The sequence below is a fragment of the Paenibacillus solanacearum genome, from assembly GCF_910593845.1.
GTDB classification, from domain to species: Bacteria; Bacillota; Bacilli; order Paenibacillales; family NBRC-103111; genus Paenibacillus_G; species Paenibacillus_G solanacearum.
The window spans coordinates 1-16915 of record NZ_CAJVAS010000072.1 but is presented as its reverse complement, the minus strand read 5'-3'; the positions used below and the strand labels follow the sequence as shown (position 1 = coordinate 16915).

General features: G+C 55.5%; 16 protein-coding genes and 1 rRNA gene. 7 read left to right on the top strand and 10 right to left on the bottom strand.

Translation table 11 applies throughout. From position 1 onward, the window contains the following. Positions 1–287 (bottom strand): 16S ribosomal RNA (locus KXG62_RS32790); the annotation flags it as partial. 602 nt (positions 288–889) lie between these two features. On the opposite strand from KXG62_RS32790, the gene KXG62_RS32785 reads away from it, so the two are divergent. The 4 genes from KXG62_RS32785 (at position 890) to KXG62_RS32770 (ending at position 4579) form a co-directional block, all read left to right on the top strand. After that, on the top strand, positions 890–1648 hold the full coding sequence (locus tag KXG62_RS32785) for an ABC transporter ATP-binding protein (RefSeq protein ID WP_218096217.1): 759 nt from the start codon (positions 890–892) through the stop codon (positions 1646–1648). An 11-nt stretch (positions 1649–1659) separates the two neighbouring features. Further along, positions 1660–2874 carry an ABC transporter permease gene (locus KXG62_RS32780; RefSeq protein WP_218096216.1) on the top strand — a complete coding sequence of 405 codons (1215 nt, stop codon included), beginning with the start codon at positions 1660–1662 and terminating at the stop codon, positions 2872–2874. A 78-nt stretch (positions 2875–2952) separates the two neighbouring features. Continuing rightward, positions 2953–3912, top strand: a complete 960-nt coding sequence (locus KXG62_RS32775) for an alpha/beta hydrolase (protein WP_218096215.1) — start codon at positions 2953–2955, stop codon at positions 3910–3912. Positions 3913–4096: 184 nt separating this feature from the next. Continuing rightward, positions 4097–4579, top strand: coding sequence for a hypothetical protein (locus KXG62_RS32770; protein WP_218096214.1), 483 nt, complete (start codon positions 4097–4099; stop codon positions 4577–4579). A gap of 87 nt (positions 4580–4666) precedes the next feature. Here KXG62_RS32770 and KXG62_RS32765 read toward each other — a convergent pair whose 3' ends face one another. The 3 genes from KXG62_RS32765 to KXG62_RS32755 form a co-directional block, all read right to left on the bottom strand. Further along, positions 4667–5086, bottom strand: coding sequence for a thiol-disulfide oxidoreductase DCC family protein (locus KXG62_RS32765; protein ID WP_218096213.1), 420 nt, complete (start codon positions 5084–5086; stop codon positions 4667–4669). Positions 5087–5152: 66 nt separating this feature from the next. Beyond that, positions 5153–5947 (bottom strand): alpha/beta fold hydrolase, encoded by a 795-nt coding sequence (locus tag KXG62_RS32760; RefSeq protein WP_218096212.1) that lies wholly within the window; start codon positions 5945–5947, stop codon positions 5153–5155. A 187-nt stretch (positions 5948–6134) separates the two neighbouring features. Beyond that, the gene (locus tag KXG62_RS32755; RefSeq protein ID WP_218096211.1) at positions 6135–7040 is read right to left on the bottom strand and encodes a protease complex subunit PrcB family protein; all 906 of its coding nucleotides are present in this window, start codon (positions 7038–7040) and stop codon (positions 6135–6137) included. Between the two features lie 196 nt (positions 7041–7236). Between KXG62_RS32755 and KXG62_RS32750 the strand changes: the two genes are divergently transcribed. Continuing rightward, the gene (locus tag KXG62_RS32750; protein WP_218096210.1) at positions 7237–7374 is read left to right on the top strand and encodes a hypothetical protein; all 138 of its coding nucleotides are present in this window, start codon (positions 7237–7239) and stop codon (positions 7372–7374) included. Between the two features lie 156 nt (positions 7375–7530). Here KXG62_RS32750 and KXG62_RS32745 read toward each other — a convergent pair whose 3' ends face one another. From KXG62_RS32745 to KXG62_RS32730, 4 genes are all read right to left on the bottom strand, one after another. Then, on the bottom strand, positions 7531–8187 hold the full coding sequence (locus KXG62_RS32745; RefSeq protein ID WP_218096209.1) for an amino acid ABC transporter permease: 657 nt from the start codon (positions 8185–8187) through the stop codon (positions 7531–7533). A gap of 26 nt (positions 8188–8213) precedes the next feature. Beyond that, positions 8214–8876: an amino acid ABC transporter permease gene (locus KXG62_RS32740; protein WP_218096208.1), complete on the bottom strand. Its 663-nt coding sequence runs from the start codon at positions 8874–8876 to the stop codon at positions 8214–8216. 82 nt (positions 8877–8958) lie between these two features. After that, complete coding sequence (locus tag KXG62_RS32735) at positions 8959–9816, bottom strand: ABC transporter substrate-binding protein (protein ID WP_425517405.1); 858 nt, start codon at positions 9814–9816, stop codon at positions 8959–8961. 24 nt (positions 9817–9840) lie between these two features. After that, positions 9841–10569 carry an amino acid ABC transporter ATP-binding protein gene (locus KXG62_RS32730; protein WP_218096207.1) on the bottom strand — a complete coding sequence of 243 codons (729 nt, stop codon included), beginning with the start codon at positions 10567–10569 and terminating at the stop codon, positions 9841–9843. A 274-nt stretch (positions 10570–10843) separates the two neighbouring features. On the opposite strand from KXG62_RS32730, the gene KXG62_RS32725 reads away from it, so the two are divergent. Beyond that, a complete protein-coding gene (locus KXG62_RS32725; protein ID WP_218096206.1) occupies positions 10844–12328 on the top strand; it encodes a CAP-associated domain-containing protein in 1485 nt (494 codons plus the stop codon). A 114-nt stretch (positions 12329–12442) separates the two neighbouring features. Here KXG62_RS32725 and KXG62_RS32720 read toward each other — a convergent pair whose 3' ends face one another. Continuing rightward, positions 12443–13699 (bottom strand): MFS transporter, encoded by a 1257-nt coding sequence (locus KXG62_RS32720; protein WP_218096205.1) that lies wholly within the window; start codon positions 13697–13699, stop codon positions 12443–12445. A gap of 142 nt (positions 13700–13841) precedes the next feature. Then, complete coding sequence (locus KXG62_RS32715) at positions 13842–15722, bottom strand: MHYT domain-containing protein (protein ID WP_218096204.1); 1881 nt, start codon at positions 15720–15722, stop codon at positions 13842–13844. A 204-nt stretch (positions 15723–15926) separates the two neighbouring features. Here KXG62_RS32715 and KXG62_RS32710 point away from each other — a divergent pair, with 204 nt between their 5' ends. Then, positions 15927–16766, top strand: a complete 840-nt coding sequence (locus KXG62_RS32710) for a polysaccharide deacetylase family protein (RefSeq protein WP_218096203.1) — start codon at positions 15927–15929, stop codon at positions 16764–16766. Positions 16767–16915: the final 149 nt, after the last annotated feature.

Below are 16915 nucleotides of genomic sequence, written 5' to 3'. Positions count from 1 at the left end.
GTCGGCTACGCATCGTCGCCTTGGTGGGCCGTTACCCCGCCAACTAGCTAATGCGCCGCAGGCCCATCTGTAAGCCACAGCTTGCACCGTGTTTCATAAGCGGAACATGCATTCCACTTAGCTATCCGGTCTTAGCTACCGTTTCCGGTAGTTATCCCTTGTCTTACAGGCAGGTTGCCTACGTGTTACTCACCCGTCCGCCGCTAACCCCGAAGGATTCGCTCGACTTGCATGTATTAGGCACGCCGCCAGCGTTCGTCCTGAGCCAGGATCAAACTCTCCATTAAAGTATCTTTTTCGGACCGAAGACCGAAATGGATACAAATTGCTCGCATAACCCGAAGATTATGTTCGCTATAATGTAAGCTGATTGAGCTCAAAATTTACTGCTAGCGAGAATTTGCATTCTCTATTTCACTCACTCGTTGTTCAGTTTTCAAAGGGCAATTCATTTCATTTGCTAGATCTTAGTATTTCGTCAATCGGCTTGTCCTAAACAGCCGGAAGACCAATGTACCACATCTCGCATCTACTTTGCAAGTACTTATTTTTTCTAAGTTGCTTGCTTTTGTTTCGTTGCTTCGCATTTCTGCGACAGCGATATTTACTATACCACATTCGCTTACCTCATTGCAAGTTCTTTTTTTTCCGAACCAAGGGGACGAACCCGCAAGGTATAGAAGCTTATGAACGTCTGCATCAGGCAGCGAAAAGTAATTTATCACATATACGATTAACAATGCAAGTCTTTTTTTAAATACCCTTTTATTCCCATAGTTAAACGATAAACCATACCTTTTGCCACCCGTTTTACAGCTTTTATTCGCTTACACCGCTCTTTTTTCATTTCATCCTAAAAAAAGGTAAAATAGCGATGAGGTGATTAACGATGCAGTTGCAATCAACGCCCTTATTGGAAGTAGAGCAGTTAACCGGCGGATACAGCCGGCAAAGGCCCGTGTTACATCAGTTGAATTTTTCCGTCTATGCCGGGGAAATGGTCGGATTAATCGGACTGAACGGCGCCGGCAAAAGCACGACGATAAAACATATTCTGGGACTGATGCAGCCGCACACGGGCGAGATCCGGTTGAAGGGCCGCGCCATACAAGCAGATCCGACGGCATACCGGCGCACCTATGCCTACGTCCCGGAGAGCCCCCAACTGTATGAAGAGCTGACGGTGCGTGAGCATATCGAGCTGGCTGCGATGGCCTACGGCATGCGGCGCGAGGATTACGAGGCGCGTTCCTCCGCACTATTGGAGGAGTTTCAAATGTCGGCCTACGCGAACCGTCTGTCCGCCCATTTGTCCAAAGGAATGAAGCAGAAGGTGATGATCATGAGCGCTTTCCTCGTCCGGCCGGAGCTGTATATTATCGACGAGCCGTTCCTCGGCCTCGATCCGCTCGGCATCCGCTCGCTGCTCGAGCTGATGGTCAAGGTGAAAGAAAGCGGCGCTGCGATTTTGATCAGTTCTCATATTTTGACGACGATTGAGCGGTACGGCGACCGTTATCTGCTGCTGCAAAAAGGCAAGCTGACCGCAGCAGGCGACATGGATGCGCTCCGTGCCCAGGCGGGCATGCCGGGAGCTTCGCTTGACGACGTGTTTTGCAGCCTGGTTACCCGGGGTGAGCCCCATTGACGGAGATGCGCATGGATGTTCGTCAATTGTGGAACAAGCGGACGAAACAATTTCTGATGGATATAAGGCCTTACGTCGGCTACGCGCTGCAAAGCGCATCGCTGGCGCTCATTTTGGTCATGCTGGCGGGTACGTACTTTTACACGCGGCTTCTGAACGAGGCCACTCCCGATTTTCCGCTGCTGCCGATCGCATCGGCCGTGCTGTGGCCCTTTCTGGCGGTGTGTCCGATACGCACTTATTTGAAGGATGCGGATTTGATGTACCTGCTGCCCTTGGAGACGGAGCTTGCGCCTTATATGCAGCGGGCGGTGCAGCGCGCCTTTCTCATCCAGTCCTTAGCGGTTGCGGCGGCCTGGTTGATTGTATGGCCGATGTACGCTCTTGCCGCGGGGAGTGAAAGTTACCGCTTCGTCTATATGCTCGTCATGCTGCTGCTTGCCAAGCGAGTGCTGCTCGCCGTACGCTGGCGAGAACTGCAGCTTACGGAACGCCCTGCACTTCTGTTGTTCGCCGGATTGCGGTGGATGGCCTCGGCCGGCTATGCGTATGCGCTCATGCATTGGCCCGTGAGCTGGAGCGCCTTCACATTATCCGCCGGGCTGCTCGCTTACTTGGGAATCGGTCAGTTAACCGGGCGGCGCAGCCTGAACTGGTACGGGCTGCTTGCCGCGGAGCGGAAGCACCGATCGTTTATTATGAGGCTGCTCAATTTATTCATCGACGTGCCGGGCATTCACGGCAGACCGCGCTCGCGGCGCGCCCCCCGCAAACTGCTTGACTTGGTGGGCGGAAGCCGGTTTGCACCCGAGTCCACTTACGGTTTTCTGTACGGAAGAATATGGCTGCGCTCCGAATGGTTCGGCATAACCGCAAGATTAACGCTGATCGGGGCGCTGGTCGTCGCCGTCTCGTCCGGCCCGCTGTTACCTGCGGGCGTCATTCTGCTGTTCGCCGGCATTGCCGCCGTTCAGCTCAAGGAGCTGCAGCAAATGTACCGCCATTCCGACTGGTCTTACATTTATCCGCTGCCCCCAGGGCTGCGCGATCGCTCGGCGCGCACGGTGCGGTTCCGTATTCATGTCGCGGTCACGGTCATTCTGTGTATCCCCGGATTATGGGCGCTGCCGAACCCGTTGTATGCTTTGGGCGCATTGGCCGCGGCGTGCCTCCTGTCTCTCTGGTACCATTACCGGCCATCCAGAAGCAGCCAAAGAAACAATTAAGTCTGTCGCGGGGTTTGAACTTGTCGTATAATGGGGAGTGCCTTTTTGTAAATCCGGAGAAAGAAAGGAAACCCGCTGATGAGACCTACCCCTGCAATTGCCAGAGCGCCGAGACGGCGCATCGGCCGACGGAGCTTAAGACCGTGGCTGTGGACGCTGCTCGGGCTTGTTGTTGTTCTGATACTGGCATGCGCTGGCATATCGACCTATATAGGATGGAAGCTGACGCATACGACGCCGAAGCCGCTGGACGATTCCCCCGACCGCCACGGGCTTATTTATGATTCAATCCAGTTCGAAAGCCGAAGCGACCGGCTGCAGTTGAAAGGCTGGTATTTGCCTGGGAAGACGACGGAAGACGCTACGGCGAGAAAACCGAATATTATTATGGCTCACGGATATGACAATAACCGCCTGCAAAAAAAAGCCGAAGCGCTGAATTTGGCCAAGGAGCTCGTCGATCGCGGCTATAATGTGATGATGTTCGACTTCCGCCATGCCGGCGAATCGGAGGGCGCTCTAACCTCCGTCGGGTACTACGAAAAATACGATGTGCTCGGCGCCATAGACTGGATGAAAGCGAACCACCCGGGAACGATCGCGCTGCTCGGCTTCTCGATGGGAGCCAGCACGTCGCTGATGGCTGCGGCGGAAGAGCCTTCCATTGCCGGTGTGGTAGCCGATAGCCCGTTCAATCATTTGGGACGGTACTTGGAAGAAAACCTCCCGGTTTGGTCCCATCTGCCGAACTTTCCGTTCACGCCGATGATCATGACCATCTTGCCGCGATTGATTGACGTGGACCCGAACGCGGTCGACGTGCTGAACGCGGCGGATCGCGTTTATCCGAGGCCCGTATTGTTTATTCACAGCACGGGAGACACCTCGATTCCTTATCGGAACAGCGAATCGATGTGGCAGCTGCATACGGATAAGTTCCAATTGTGGAAGCCGGCCAACGTAGGCCACGCCAGCAGCTATCCTGCATACAAACAAGAGTATCTGGATAGGATCACACGTTTTTTTGAGGGGCTGTAACAAACAATTTTGAATAATAAAAAGGCCGTTTTTTCCGATCGCTGCAGCGGTTTGGGAATACGGCTTTTTTTCATTGGAAAAGTAGGGATTGACTCCCAATCTTGTACCAGTGTATTATTTTTTGAGGCTGCCTATATTAGGCCGAATCCAAACCGCTAATTGGAAATCGAGGACATTTCAAAAGATGGATATCAAGACGGTTGCTATTGCGCTTTATCTTCTTCTGATCTACTGGCTCTCTCAAAGCTTTCCAGCGTTGAAGCCCTTATTCTATCCTACGCTCGGGGCATTCTCGTATTTGTTCGTCAGCCGCATATTCGCAATGAAAGACTTGATGCGGCTCGTCATTGGTGCTGGCGCGGCATCGGCCATCGGCTCGCTATTTTATATGATGCATGCCGGACCTTGGACGTTTCTTGTCACTTGCTTGTGCACCATTGTGGTCATTCGGAAATTTCATTTTAACGCGCCGCCGATTTTGGCCGTGTCGCTCATTCCGTTTTTCTCGCAGCCCGCACAGTGGTGGGTGCTGCCGCTATCGGTAACGGCTTCGCTTTCGGGGCTGGTCGTCATGCTTTTGTTAACGGAAGTAACCATTTATTTCGTTAAAAACTTATGGCGCAAGCCGGCTGCGGCAGCGGAAAAGATGCAGACGCCTGCGCAGTAGCGCGCGAAAGTCCATCTGCGCGCTTCGGCGCTGCGCGGCGCTCGGGTTAAAGCAACCGCATAGAGGAGCGTTAGAGGAGCGGCCTTGCTAAAGGAGGAACCGCTCGCGCTCTTGCGGATTGGGCAGCAGGCAAGCGTCCGTTCGGCCGAACCAGCGGTACCGGTTGCGGGCGATCCAGTTATACACGCCGTCGCGGAGCTGTCCCGGTACGATGACGAAGCCGTAGCCTAGCGGCCAGGCGCCGTCCAGCCTGCGCGCCACCTCCAATGCCGCGGAGGAACGGATAAATGTGCGGCCGTCCGCGATCAAAACGAACGTATCCAGATTATCGGGATCCAGTCCATACTCCGTTAGCAGTTCTCTCCCCGTATCCGATTGAATGGCGGCGAACCGAAACTGCCCCCTGCGATCTCGAGGAATAATAAATTGTACGACCCGATTACAGAAACCGCAGCTCCCGTCATATAAAACAACCGGATGTCCTTCGACGCTTCTCGCTATTGCCATTCTTCCACACACCTCCTCATTTACTTCATTGTACCTTATTCGATCAACACAAAAAAAGGGCGACCGTTACAGCCGCCCGATGAAATCGAGAATGATTTTGGTAAGCTCGCCCGGCGCTTCCATCATGCTCATATGGCCCGCTCCGGTGATGCGTTTCTGTTCAATGCGTTCTCCGGTGACGGAAAAAGCACGTTCCAACGGCACGATCTGATCCTCGGTCCCTGCCGCAAGCAGCACAGGCACTTTGGCAGCCGATAAGATGTGATTGCGGTCGGGTCGCGTTCGCATGCCCTCCAGCGTCGCCACCGCCGCTTCCGGATTCGTGCCGAGTCCGATCTCTTTCGCCTTGCGAACGGCTTCCGGCATGGTCTCCACATGGGATGGAGCGAATAATTTCGGGATCAAGCCTTCCACAAAAGCCGGCAGTCCCTGCTCCTTGATCGTCTGCTGCGACTTCAGCCGTCCTTCTTTGCCTTTCTCGTCATCCGGGAAAGCCGTCGAGTGAATCAGCCCGAACCCGAGCAGCTTGTCCGGGTATTTGTCCGCGAACGCAAGCGTCGCATATCCGCCGAGCGAATGGCCGAGCAGCACGACGCGTTCTGTATCCAACGCATCCGCTAGGGATGCGACATCGCCCGCAAAGTTATCCATGGTGTACACTTGCTCCGCGCGAGCCGATGATCCGCCGTGTCCGCGCAAATCCGGGACAATTACCCGGCACCCTTGGGCAAGAAGGGGAACGACTTCATCCCAATAGGCAGAGCTTCCGCAAAATCCGTGCAGCAGCACAACCGGCACGCCTTCGCCTTGATCCGAATAGGCGGTAATCCCTCCGTTCAACGGGATCGTCTGCATATTCATCTTGAGTCCCTCCGTTTCTGCATCGTTGTAGTAAGTAGTATACCCCTTTTACCCGATCATGTTTGATTTAAACCAACTGGAAAGAACGCCCCCTGCAACAAAACAAAAAGGTCCTGCAGCGGCGAAGCTGCCGCGCAAAACCTAATCATTCGCAAGAGAGAGGAATCATTAATCATTAATCGTTAAATTAGTGAAGAACGGCCGCCGGTTCGGCCTCCACTTTAAATTTGGATGAAACGTACGTCTCCGCTTTCGGCTCCGTAATGACCTGGGCATTCATGCTGTCCGGCGCCGGATCGCTGACCGTATACGTTACTACTGCGCGTCCGTCCTGCTCGAACCGAATGCCGGTAATTGCAATCCCGTACCCGGCTGTCGGCTTCTCGCCGCGAGACAAAATCACTTTGTTCACGTCGTCCGTTACTTTTTCTATGCTAACCTTGATCTCCTCTTGTTGAACGGGCGACTTGTGGGATTCGACGAGCTTGATTGCGTTGTACAGCCAGACGGCTGCCTCGCCGCGGCTCATCTCGCGCTTCGGGTTAAACTTGCGGTCCTGGCCGAGATTCGTAATTTTGTACAGCAGCAGCCGCTGAACGGAACCGTTCATTTCCGGCGTTACCTGCTCCTCGTCGGCTAACTGAATGTACATCTTGATGGTCGGAAAATCGCCTTTCTTCTCAATCGCGTGCACCAGCAGGTCGGCGAATTGTTCGCGGGTCATGGTCCCGTTCGGATCGACGTCCTTCGGAATCGGCAGACCGTTCAGCTGCGCGATAATAAAGGACTGCGCATACCACGCGTTATTCGGTACGTTCGTGAAATAATCGGATGCTTCCGGCTGCTTAATGAACCTTATGTTATCGATGTTAAGGCCGAGCCCCTTCACAATCATGTGAACGCTCTGCGCGTAGCTGACTTTCCCCATCGGAACGAAATGCTTGTCGTCGATGCCGCTAATGACGCCGCGGTCTTTCAATGACAGGACCGGTGCCTTCTGATCGCCCTCAACGTCGTCAAACGCAAGAACCGAACCGCCCGTCAAGCTGCAAAAGAGCGCCGTTGCCGATACCATCGTGATCCATTTCTTCATATCATCTTCCACCTTTCGCCAAGTAGAGGTTATATGCCATTGCGCACTGGCACTAGCTCCGGAGTTACTTTCTAAACGCGCCTTCTTTCCAAAAGGTTGCAGCCAACCGTCATGCAGGTCCAAAAAATATGCAACCGCTCGTTGAAGGATAATTGCCCCGCATTCATGGAACGATAATGTCTGGAGGTGAGTTCCGATGACAGGAAGAAACAGTAAACCCGACAATGACGGGCCGGCAAGCGCGCCTTCCCGGCTGGATCAATTCGGGGACAAGCTCGCCGAGGACACCGTGCCTCGTCAGCGCGATGCATGCGACACGGAGAAAAAGAAATAAGCGATGCCCTCGTCATACCCGGCCGCCAGCGGTATTTTACCACGGCGCCGGGTATTTTCTCGTGTCGGTGCCGACTGCCGCACCGCACAGCGTCGCAACGGACGCAAAAAAGCAAACCATCCCCGCATTCGTCCGGACGGTTTGCCTCGAGATCCGTTATACCCTTCTCGCTTCCAGCCTTTTGGCAATGATCGAGAGTACGAAGTTGACCACAAAATAGATGAGCGCCGACATGATGAAGATCGGAATGACCCAGTTCGGGTTCACGGCCGCTACGATTTGCGTATTATGCATCAGCTCGGCCAGCACGATGACGGTGGCAAGCGAAGTATCCTTGAGCAGCGAAATGAACTGGCTCACCATCGGCGGCATCATGCGCCGCAGCGCTTGAGGAAGGACGACATGCCACAGCGCCTGCACATAGGTGAGGCCGGATGAGCGTGCCGCTTCCATCTGCCCTTTCTCGATCGACAACAGTCCGCTGCGGACGATTTCGGCGATCATCGCCGCCTCGAATACGGTCAGCGCCACGATGGCTGCATATTCGGGATTTTGGAACAGTTTCAGCCCGATCTCGGGCAGCGCGAACCGGGTAAAAAAGATGATCAGCAGCAGCGGCAGGTTGCGGATAATTTCCACAAGGACGGCCATTACTTGCGACACGACCGGGATGCGGGCGTAGCGAAGCGTGCCGGCCAGCGCGCCGATGACAAAGCTCAGGACGATGGATACGCAAGCTACCTTAAGCGTAATCATGAGCCCTTTCATCAGGAAGCCAATATTATCGGCCGAGTAGGCGCCGGTAAAATCCATGTCCGTTCCCTCCTTTCAAGCCCGCCTCAGGCTTTGACAGCCATGCGCTTCTCCAAATAGCGCACCCCGAAGCTGAGCGGCAGCGTCAGCACCAAATAAAACATGGCGACAAAAATGTACACGCTGAACGTGACAAACGTCTGCGTCGAAATAATATCCGCGTAGTACATCAGATCGAGTCCGGCCACAACCCCGAGAATGGACGAGTTTTTGACCAGATTCAAAAGCTGGTTGCCGATCGGCGGAATGACGATTTTGAACGCCTGCGGCAAAATAATAAACCACATCGCCTGGGCATACGTAAGACCGGACGAACGCGCGGCTTCCATCTGCCCTTTTGGCACAGCCTGAATGCCGGCCCGGATCGCTTCCGCAATAAAGGCGGCCGTATAAACGGTCAGCGCCAGCGTGCCGGATTGAAAGCCGTCCAGCGGCAGGCCGAGCGTCGGCGATGCCAAAAAAAACAGCAGCACGATCAGCAGCAGCGGGATGTTGCGGATGAATTCGACGTAGATCGTCCCGAGCCAGTTCAGCGGCTTGAACGGAGCGATCCGCATGACGGCGATGATCGTTCCTACAATGAGGCTGGCGACAAGCGCGATCAGGCTGACTTTGACCGTATTTTCAAAACCGAGCATGTACGTATCCCAATGCTTGGTCAATATATCGAAGCGCAATTTATCGAACATGGGGGCCTTCCCTCCTTCTACGGCCGGGTATGCAAGGAACAGGATAGCCTGCGCCTGCGGGCCATCCTGCCGTTATGACGAGTTATGGCGCCGGCTTCTCGCCGATCCATGTCTCGTACAGCTTGTCGTATTCGCCGGATTTCTTCATGTCGGCCAACGCTCCGTTAACGAAATCGACGAACTCCTTGTCGCCTTTGCGGATGGCCATGCCGTAAGGTTCATCGGTGAACGTTCCGCCGACGACCTGATAGTTCGGGTCCTGCTTCACCATGCCGTACAAGATAGCATTATCCGTCGTAAGCGTATCGCCCTGACCCGCTTTGAGCGCCGAGAACGCATCCTGATAGTTTTCGAACTCCAGCACCGTCACTTCCGGCGCCTTCGCTCTAACGTTCACCGCGGACGTCGAGCCTTTCACCGCCAGCACCTTCATCCCTTTCTTCAAATCGGCGATCGATTGAATCGGACTGCCCTTCTTGACGAGCAGCGACTGGCCCGCCTTGAAGTATACGTCCGTAAAATCGACCTGCTGCTTGCGCTCCTCGTTGATCGTCATCGTGGCGATGATGATGTCGATCTCGCCGTTTTGCAGCATCGGAATGCGCGTCTTCGATGTCACTTCCTTCAGCTCCACTTTCGTTTCGTCGCCGAGCGCTTTCTTGGCGATCGCTTTGGCCATGTCGATATCGAATCCTTCCACCTTGCCGCTGGCCGGATCTTTCAAGCCGAACAGCTTCGTATCGAACTTGACGCCCGCCACCAGCTTGCCCCGCTTCTTGATTTCCGCCAGCGTCGATGCAGGAGCAGCGGCATTGCCTCCGCCGGACGCTCCGCCCGCCCCTTGGGAAGGCTCCGTCGGCTTCGTGCCGCATCCTGCCAAAATTGTCAGTACGAGCAGCGCTGCCGCAGAACCACTAAGCCACGGTTTCCATTTCATCATTCATTTCCCCTTTCTGATTCAAAATTAATGGTGAAGCAGCCGGCTGAGGAACGTTCGGGCCCGCTCCTCGCGCGGATTGGCAAAAAATTCGGAAGGCGGCGCCTGCTCCATAATCCGCCCTTGATCCATGAAGATGACGCTGCTGCCCACCTCGCGGGCAAAGCCCATCTCGTGGGTGACGACGACCATCGTCATCCCTTCCCGTGCCAAATCTCTCATCACATCGAGCACCTCCCCGATCATCTCGGGATCAAGCGCCGACGTCGGTTCGTCGAACAGCATGATTTTCGGCTTCATCGCCAGCCCTCTGGCTATGGCAACCCGCTGCTGCTGCCCGCCGGAAAGCTGGGAAGGATACGACTTCGCTTTTTCCGGAATGCCGACCTTGTGCAAGTAAAACATCGCCGTCTCTTCCGCTTCCTTGCGCGAAACGCCAAGCACCTTGACCGGCGCCAGCGTAATGTTCTCAAGCACCGTCTTGTGCGGATACAGGTTGAAATGCTGAAACACCATCCCGATGTCGCGGCGCACCTTGTTGATATCAATGCCGCGCTCGTGAATGTTCACGTCATTAACTGTCAGCTGGCCGCTGGAGATCGTCTCTAGCCGGTTAATACAGCGCAGCAGCGTGCTTTTCCCCGAACCGGAAGGCCCGATGACCACCGCAACCTCGCCTTGGCCGATCGTAAGATCAATCTCTTTGAGCACTTGAAACGAGCCGTAGTATTTGTTCACTTCACGGAATTGTATCAATTCGTTCGTCCCCCTCTCCATGTAGAGTTTGTGTACAACCGAAACGCTATGTATGCGGGAATGCCGGAATCGGTTGGGAGCGAGCGCCCAGGTTGTTTTATTATTGTATCGAGGGTCCCTAGCCATTATGATCCCGTTTTTTTCAAAGAAGGTTTCAATGCGGCGAGCCGGCTGAAAAAGGCGCAGGCTGGATTCCATTGCCATAGACAGAAAGCGCGAGCGACGAATATAGTAAAATGGAAACGAATTCTATTAAAAAAAGGAGGGGCTCTCCATGAATAAAAGATGGCTTCCTGTTACGCTGTCGCTCGCCTTCTGGCTCGCTGCGGCAGGCCCCTTTGCCGGCTGCGCCGCCGCTGACGAATCAACGTCAGCCGTCGCTGCAAACACCTCCCGCTTCAAGGACGCCAAGTTTCATTGGGGCGCCGAGGCGATCGCCTGGGCGGTGAACAGCGGGATCGTGGACGGATACGAGGACGGCACGTTCCGCCCTGACCAAAGCGTCTCGGAACCTGAATTTCTGGCCATGCTGCTTCGCGCTTATCCCGATGCGTCCGTGCTCTCGGCCGCCAAGGGAACGGCGTGGTTCGAGCCGTATTACCGCTATGCCGACCAGCAGAAGTGGCCTGTGCTGCATACAACCGATCCGAACGAATATAACCGCGGCTCCGTCGCGCGGCTGATCGCCGCTACCCAGAAGGGACCGCTGACGCTTGCCGACTCGATCCGCTATTTGCTGGATCAAGGGTTATCGCAGGGCAAAAGCGCCGCCACGGTGGAAGGCTATCGCGCGGGGGACAAGCTGTCCCGGGCCGAATCGGTTCAATTCATCCGCAACCTGAAGCGGCAATCGTTCGCGCTGCCGTCCTCGCAGGCGGCTCCCGGTGTGGCCGTAGAGCAAACCGCTGACGCAGCCGTCAGCGTCAAAGGCATCGCCGTCGGGGATTCTGCCGACAGCGTCGCCCGCAAGCTGGGCGAGCCGTCCCGGAAAGACGCCGGCGAATACGGCGTGCAGTGGCTCATTTACAACGGCGATTACAGGGACTACGTCCAGGTCGGCATGCAGGACGGCAAAGTTGCCGCCCTCTACAGCCCGTCGGCCAACTGGTCGGCAGCGAAGGGGATCGCTGACGGTTCGACCAAAGCCGCCGTAGAGCGGGAGTACGGAAGTCCGCTGCAATACATCATGAAAGGTAACACGCGGTTCATGATGAATTACGGCAAAGGCGAATACGGCACCTACGAGCTCGGCGGGGCGTATGTCACGTTCTTCTACGATGTGCATCGCGAGCAGGCCGTGACCGGTATCCAGATCGTAGCCAAAGCGACCGAGCAGGCCCAGACGTCGTTCTACAGTGAAGGCAGCGAAGGTCTAGTCCGCGCCTTCGAGCGCCAAAGCTTCGATCTGGCCAATGCCGCGAGAGTCAAGCTCGGCCTGAAGCCGTTCGTCTGGGACGAGACCGCCGCGGAAACGGCACGCCAGCATAGCGCCGATATGGCTGCGGGCAACTACTTCGACCATACGAACCTGAGCGGCCAAAGTCCCTTCGACCGGATGAAGCAGAACGGCATCAAGTACCGCACCGCCGCGGAAAACATCGCCGCCGGCCAATCGAGCGCCATCTTCGCCCATCACGGCTGGCTGAATTCCGAAGGCCACCGCAAAAATATGCTGGGCGATACGCAGCGCCTTGGCGTCGGCGTCAGCTTCGGCGGGAAGATGCACATTTACTATACACAAAACTTTTACACGCCTTAGGCCGCGTTGAAACAAAAATAAACCGCAGTTTCCGAATATCGGAAGCTGCGGTTATTGGCTTGCGGGTTGTATTGCCGCTGGCGGCTTGCGTGCACCAGCCTGCATCGAAAACGGCTAGCCGACCTTCTCCTGCACTTGTTCCTGCGGCAGTTCCGCCGCCGGCTTCATCTTATAGATCGGCGTCATGACGATAATGCCGATTACAAATAAAATCGCGGCCGTCATATAAATGGCGGACAGCGAGACATGCGTCTTCAATTCCCCGGACGCGCTCATGGTGAGCACCATCGCCCCCATGAACATCGGGCTCAAAATGCCGTTCACCCGGCCGACGTAAGAAGCGGACGTATTTTGCAAGATCATCGTGTTGATCCCGATCTGAATTGCGGGAAGCACGAGCCCCGAGAAAAATTGAGCGACAAGTGTCAGCCACAGTACCGTCGAGTACCCGGTCACGACCATCATCACGGCGCTGACGGCCATCCCGATCGCCAACATCAGCTGCGGCTGAAGCTTCTTCGATAAGCCGACCGTCACACCCCCGCCGGCGATCATCGCAACGCCGCTCACCGTCATAAGCCACTGCAAATTTTCCTTGGGCAGTCCGAGCTGTTCGGTTACGAGGAAGACGCCGAGCGGCTGAATGAGACCGATCGCAAGACCGGCGGCAAGAAAGCAGCCGCCCAATATGGTAAGCAGCCGGTTCGACAGCACATAACGGAACCCTGCGGCCATCTCCTCCCGTATGGACGTACGCGGGCCTCGGTCTTCCTGCTCTTCATCCGCAGGCAGCATGACGAGCACCGCGGCGGACAGCAGGAATGCGACGCCCATAATGGCGATGGCGGTGTGGATGCCGAAATGCTGGTAGACGAACGTACCCAGAATCGGGCCGAGCACCATGAACAAAGCGAACATGGTCTGATAAATCGACATCCCCGCCTGCATCAGCGATTCGGGAACGTGAATTTTGAACAGTCGCATCCCCGATGGCTGAGAGAACTGCGACAGCACCGCCGATACGAGCGTGGCAAAAAAGATCGCCTTCCACGATCCGAATATAAGCGTAAGCAGCACGACGAATACGGACACTGCGCTCAGCACATCGCACCAGATCATTGTCCGCTTCGGCTTCCACCGGTCCGCAAACGTGCCTCCGATGAAGGAGAAAATAAAGATCGGGGCAAATTCCGCCACCGATATGAGGGAGACGGCGCGCGAGTTCTCGCCGCCGGTCTGATCGACCACAAACAGCAAAATCGAGAAATTCCGGACCCAGATGCCGACTTGCAGCAGCAGCCCGGACAGCAAAATTACTTGCACAAACCGGTTTTTGAGCAGCTCGCCCATCCCCGGCCCTTTGGTTGACATACGTGTTTTCATCCTTTCTGGAGCGGTGCCTTTATTCCAAACGGCAGCACGGCCAACTGTTAAAACGAGCGAAAGCCCAAAAAGGTTGCAAATCGCATTATGATTTTTCTCACGCAGAATAATGCAATGGAACCGTTATTTGCTAGGCGTTCACGGCAAACCCGTCACGGCAATACGCTGCCTGCACTGTAAACGTAACCGTCGTCCCCTCTCCTTCCGACGATTCGACGCTAATCACGCCGCCCATCATCTCTACAAGCCGCTTGCTGATCGCAAGCCCCAATCCCGTACCCTCATACTTCCGGCTCATCCGGGAATCCAGCTGGTGAAACGGCTCGAACAAAGACGGAATGGAATGGGGCGGTATGCCTATACCGCTGTCCTTCACGGTACATTCGATCGTCAACTGCTCCCCTTTCTGTCGCAAGCATCGCACAGCTACTTCAATGCCTCCCCGTTCCGTAAACTTCACGGCATTGCCGATCAGATTAAGGAACACCTGACGCAGCCTTCCCGCATCGCCGATCAGCACCGGAGGCACCTGATCGTCTACGCGGCAGCTGCATTCAAGCTGCCGCTGCTGAAGCTGCGGCGTAAATAAATGAATCGTCTCGTCCAGGCATTCCCGCAGCCCGAACGGCTCGGACTGCAGCTGCATTTTGCCGGAATCGATCTTGGAGTAGTCGAGCAGGCTGTTAATGATGGAGAGCAGCGCTTTGCCGCTCGTACCGATAATGCGAACATAGTCCCGCTGCTCCGCCTTCAGCTCGGTTTCGAGCAGCAGCTCGCTCATGCCGATGACGCCGTTCAGCGGCGTACGGATTTCGTGACTCATGACCGCCAAAAACTCCGACTTGACCCGCGCCGCTCGCTCCGCCTCCAGCTTGGCTTGGAGCAGATGGCGTTCGGCCTGCTTTTGCTCCGTTATATCTTTGGATATCGTGTAATAGTCGACGATTTCGCTACCGGCGATCATCGGAACGATCGTGGTGCTCAGATAAACGGGTCGGCCGTTACGATGCCGGATCGTACATTCCACCGTTTGCGGGACGCCTTGCAGCGCCCGGGCGATGCAGCTCCGTACTTTGCATGCGTCCGAACGCGTCAAGAAAGCGGTAAACGGCTTGCTCAGAAAGGTATCCCGGCTGTACCCCGTAATTTGCTCCGCCGCCGGATTCGTGCGGACAAGACGGCCTTTCAAATCGAACAGGCACACCATGTGCGGGTTATGCTCGAAGATGGAGTCGTACCGCCGCTGGTTATATTCGGCAAGCCGCAGCGCATACCGTCTGTCCATATATTGGCTGACAAGGATGAGCACTAAAATAAACATCGTCGCCGCACCCAGCAGCCCGGCCAGCAGCATGGTCCCGATGCCCAGCATCGCGCTGTCCGAATCCGGCACTTTCGCATACGTGCGAAACTCGGCTGCGGCCATGCCGGTGTAATGCATGCCCGCAATAGCGAACCCCAAGAGAACAGCAGCGCCGGATTTTGCGGCCGGCGAATATCTCCAGCGCTTGCGCCGGTAAAGCGATAATGTGCTTAGCGCCGCAAAGGACACGAAGAAGGCGATCAGCACGGACATGGCGACAAGCGGCCATCGGTAGCTTATCGTTCCCGGCAGACGCATCGCCGCCATGCCGGTGTAATGCATGCCCACAATGCCCAGCGACATCCATACGCCGCCCAGAGCAACCCGCTTGCCGGACACCCCTCCAGGGGAAATGACGGTCATGGCGGCCCATGCAGCGGCGATCGGCAGCAGCTGCGATATGCCGACCAGCGTATAATCATAGGTCACTTTTACGGGCAAATGAAAGGCGAGCATACCGATGAAGTGCATCGACCAGACGCCAAGCCCCATCGCGATAGAGCCGCAAACCATCCATATCGTTTTTTGTCTGCCGCTCAGCGTAAGCACACGCTGATACAGGGTGAGCGCACTGTACGAAGATAATATCGATACAGCAACGGAAAGAACGATCAGGGGGGAGCTGTAATTTCCATGAAGATGTTCCATGCTTTCACTCCTTGCCTCTCCTGTTTGGATACATTATCTTTTTCTACCGCCGCATCCAAATTCCTCCTTTTTGCGGGACAGGATGACATCATGCTGCAAACTTTGCCCAATTCCGCCCTCGGGTGGTACAATAGGTAGACGAATTTTCCGGCAGCTGCGAGAATAACCGTAAAGCGCCGGGCGTGAAGTTAAGGGAGTACCGCCATGATGCATAAACTTTTGACCGGCCTATTGGCCGCCGTCGTGCTGTTCGGCGCATTTGACGTATTGTCGGGCAAACCCGATTTCCGTTACCGCGACCAGGTCGCCGTCCTGATGTACCACCACGTGCATGATACCGATGAAAGCTCCAGCACGATCACGAGCCGGTTATTCCGCGATCAGCTGACGTATCTTCAGAAGCAAGGGTACCATTTTATATCGCTGCGCGAGTTTCAATCGTTTCACGAGGGCGGCGCCGTGCCGGATAAAGCGGTGCTCGTCACCTTCGACGACGGATACGAAAGCTTCTATCAATACGCGTACCCTATATTGAAGGAGCTCGACATTCCCTCCGTCAATTTCGTCGTCACGAAGGAATTGGCCGATCCGAAGGCCGCGTCCATTCCGGCGCTCTCCGCAGAGGAGATTCGCGAGATGCTGGGGCACAAGCCGGAGATGTTCGACTTTCAATGCCATTCCGATAATTTGCACTATAAGGATGAGGACCGGGCGGCTCTAACCAATCCGCTCGGAACGGAGGGCGGCGTATCGTATGCGGAGCGCATCCTGTCCGATACGAAGGCTTGCGCTCGCAAGCTGGACGAGCTGTACGGGAAGGACCGGGCGACCTTCGCCTACGCATACCCGTTCGGCATCTACACGAAGGCGTCCGAGGAGCTGATCACCGAGGGCGGCATCCGCTACGCATTTACGATTGTGAACGAGATGGCGACGCGCGGCAGCAAGCCGCTCGAAATTCCGCGGATCAATGCCGGCAACCCGAAAATTCAGCCCGAGCATTTGCACAAGCAAATCATGCTGCGCGTCCAGCGGGCGCAGTAGCGGCACATGAAAAAAAGGACCCTCCGGGCAATGTCATTAAGATAAGGCTAAGAACCGGAAGTAAGAACAAGGGCAGGTTATCGAAAAGATAACCCGCTCTTTTTTTGCGCAAAAATGAGAAAAGGACTTGACAAGAAGTTGAAAAAGTG

Excerpts from the sequence above, each read along its gene's own strand:
- KXG62_RS32785 (WP_218096217.1), top strand. The coding sequence starts at position 890 with ATGCAGTTGCAATCAACGCCCTTATTGGAAGTAGAGCAGTTAACCGGC.
- KXG62_RS32780 (WP_218096216.1), top strand. The coding sequence starts at position 1,660 with ATGGATGTTCGTCAATTGTGGAACAAGCGGACGAAACAATTTCTGATG.
- KXG62_RS32775 (WP_218096215.1), top strand. The coding sequence starts at position 2,953 with ATGAGACCTACCCCTGCAATTGCCAGAGCGCCGAGACGGCGCATCGGC.
- KXG62_RS32770 (WP_218096214.1), top strand. The coding sequence starts at position 4,097 with ATGGATATCAAGACGGTTGCTATTGCGCTTTATCTTCTTCTGATCTAC.
- KXG62_RS32765 (WP_218096213.1), bottom strand. The coding sequence starts at position 5,086 with ATGGCAATAGCGAGAAGCGTCGAAGGACATCCGGTTGTTTTATATGAC.
- KXG62_RS32760 (WP_218096212.1), bottom strand. The coding sequence starts at position 5,947 with ATGAATATGCAGACGATCCCGTTGAACGGAGGGATTACCGCCTATTCG.
- KXG62_RS32755 (WP_218096211.1), bottom strand. The coding sequence starts at position 7,040 with ATGAAGAAATGGATCACGATGGTATCGGCAACGGCGCTCTTTTGCAGC.
- KXG62_RS32750 (WP_218096210.1), top strand. The coding sequence starts at position 7,237 with ATGACAGGAAGAAACAGTAAACCCGACAATGACGGGCCGGCAAGCGCG.
- KXG62_RS32745 (WP_218096209.1), bottom strand. The coding sequence starts at position 8,187 with ATGGATTTTACCGGCGCCTACTCGGCCGATAATATTGGCTTCCTGATG.
- KXG62_RS32740 (WP_218096208.1), bottom strand. The coding sequence starts at position 8,876 with ATGTTCGATAAATTGCGCTTCGATATATTGACCAAGCATTGGGATACG.
- KXG62_RS32735 (WP_425517405.1), bottom strand. The coding sequence starts at position 9,816 with ATGATGAAATGGAAACCGTGGCTTAGTGGTTCTGCGGCAGCGCTGCTC.
- KXG62_RS32725 (WP_218096206.1), top strand. The coding sequence starts at position 10,844 with ATGAATAAAAGATGGCTTCCTGTTACGCTGTCGCTCGCCTTCTGGCTC.
- KXG62_RS32720 (WP_218096205.1), bottom strand. The coding sequence starts at position 13,699 with ATGTCAACCAAAGGGCCGGGGATGGGCGAGCTGCTCAAAAACCGGTTT.
- KXG62_RS32715 (WP_218096204.1), bottom strand. The coding sequence starts at position 15,722 with ATGGAACATCTTCATGGAAATTACAGCTCCCCCCTGATCGTTCTTTCC.
- KXG62_RS32710 (WP_218096203.1), top strand. The coding sequence starts at position 15,927 with ATGATGCATAAACTTTTGACCGGCCTATTGGCCGCCGTCGTGCTGTTC.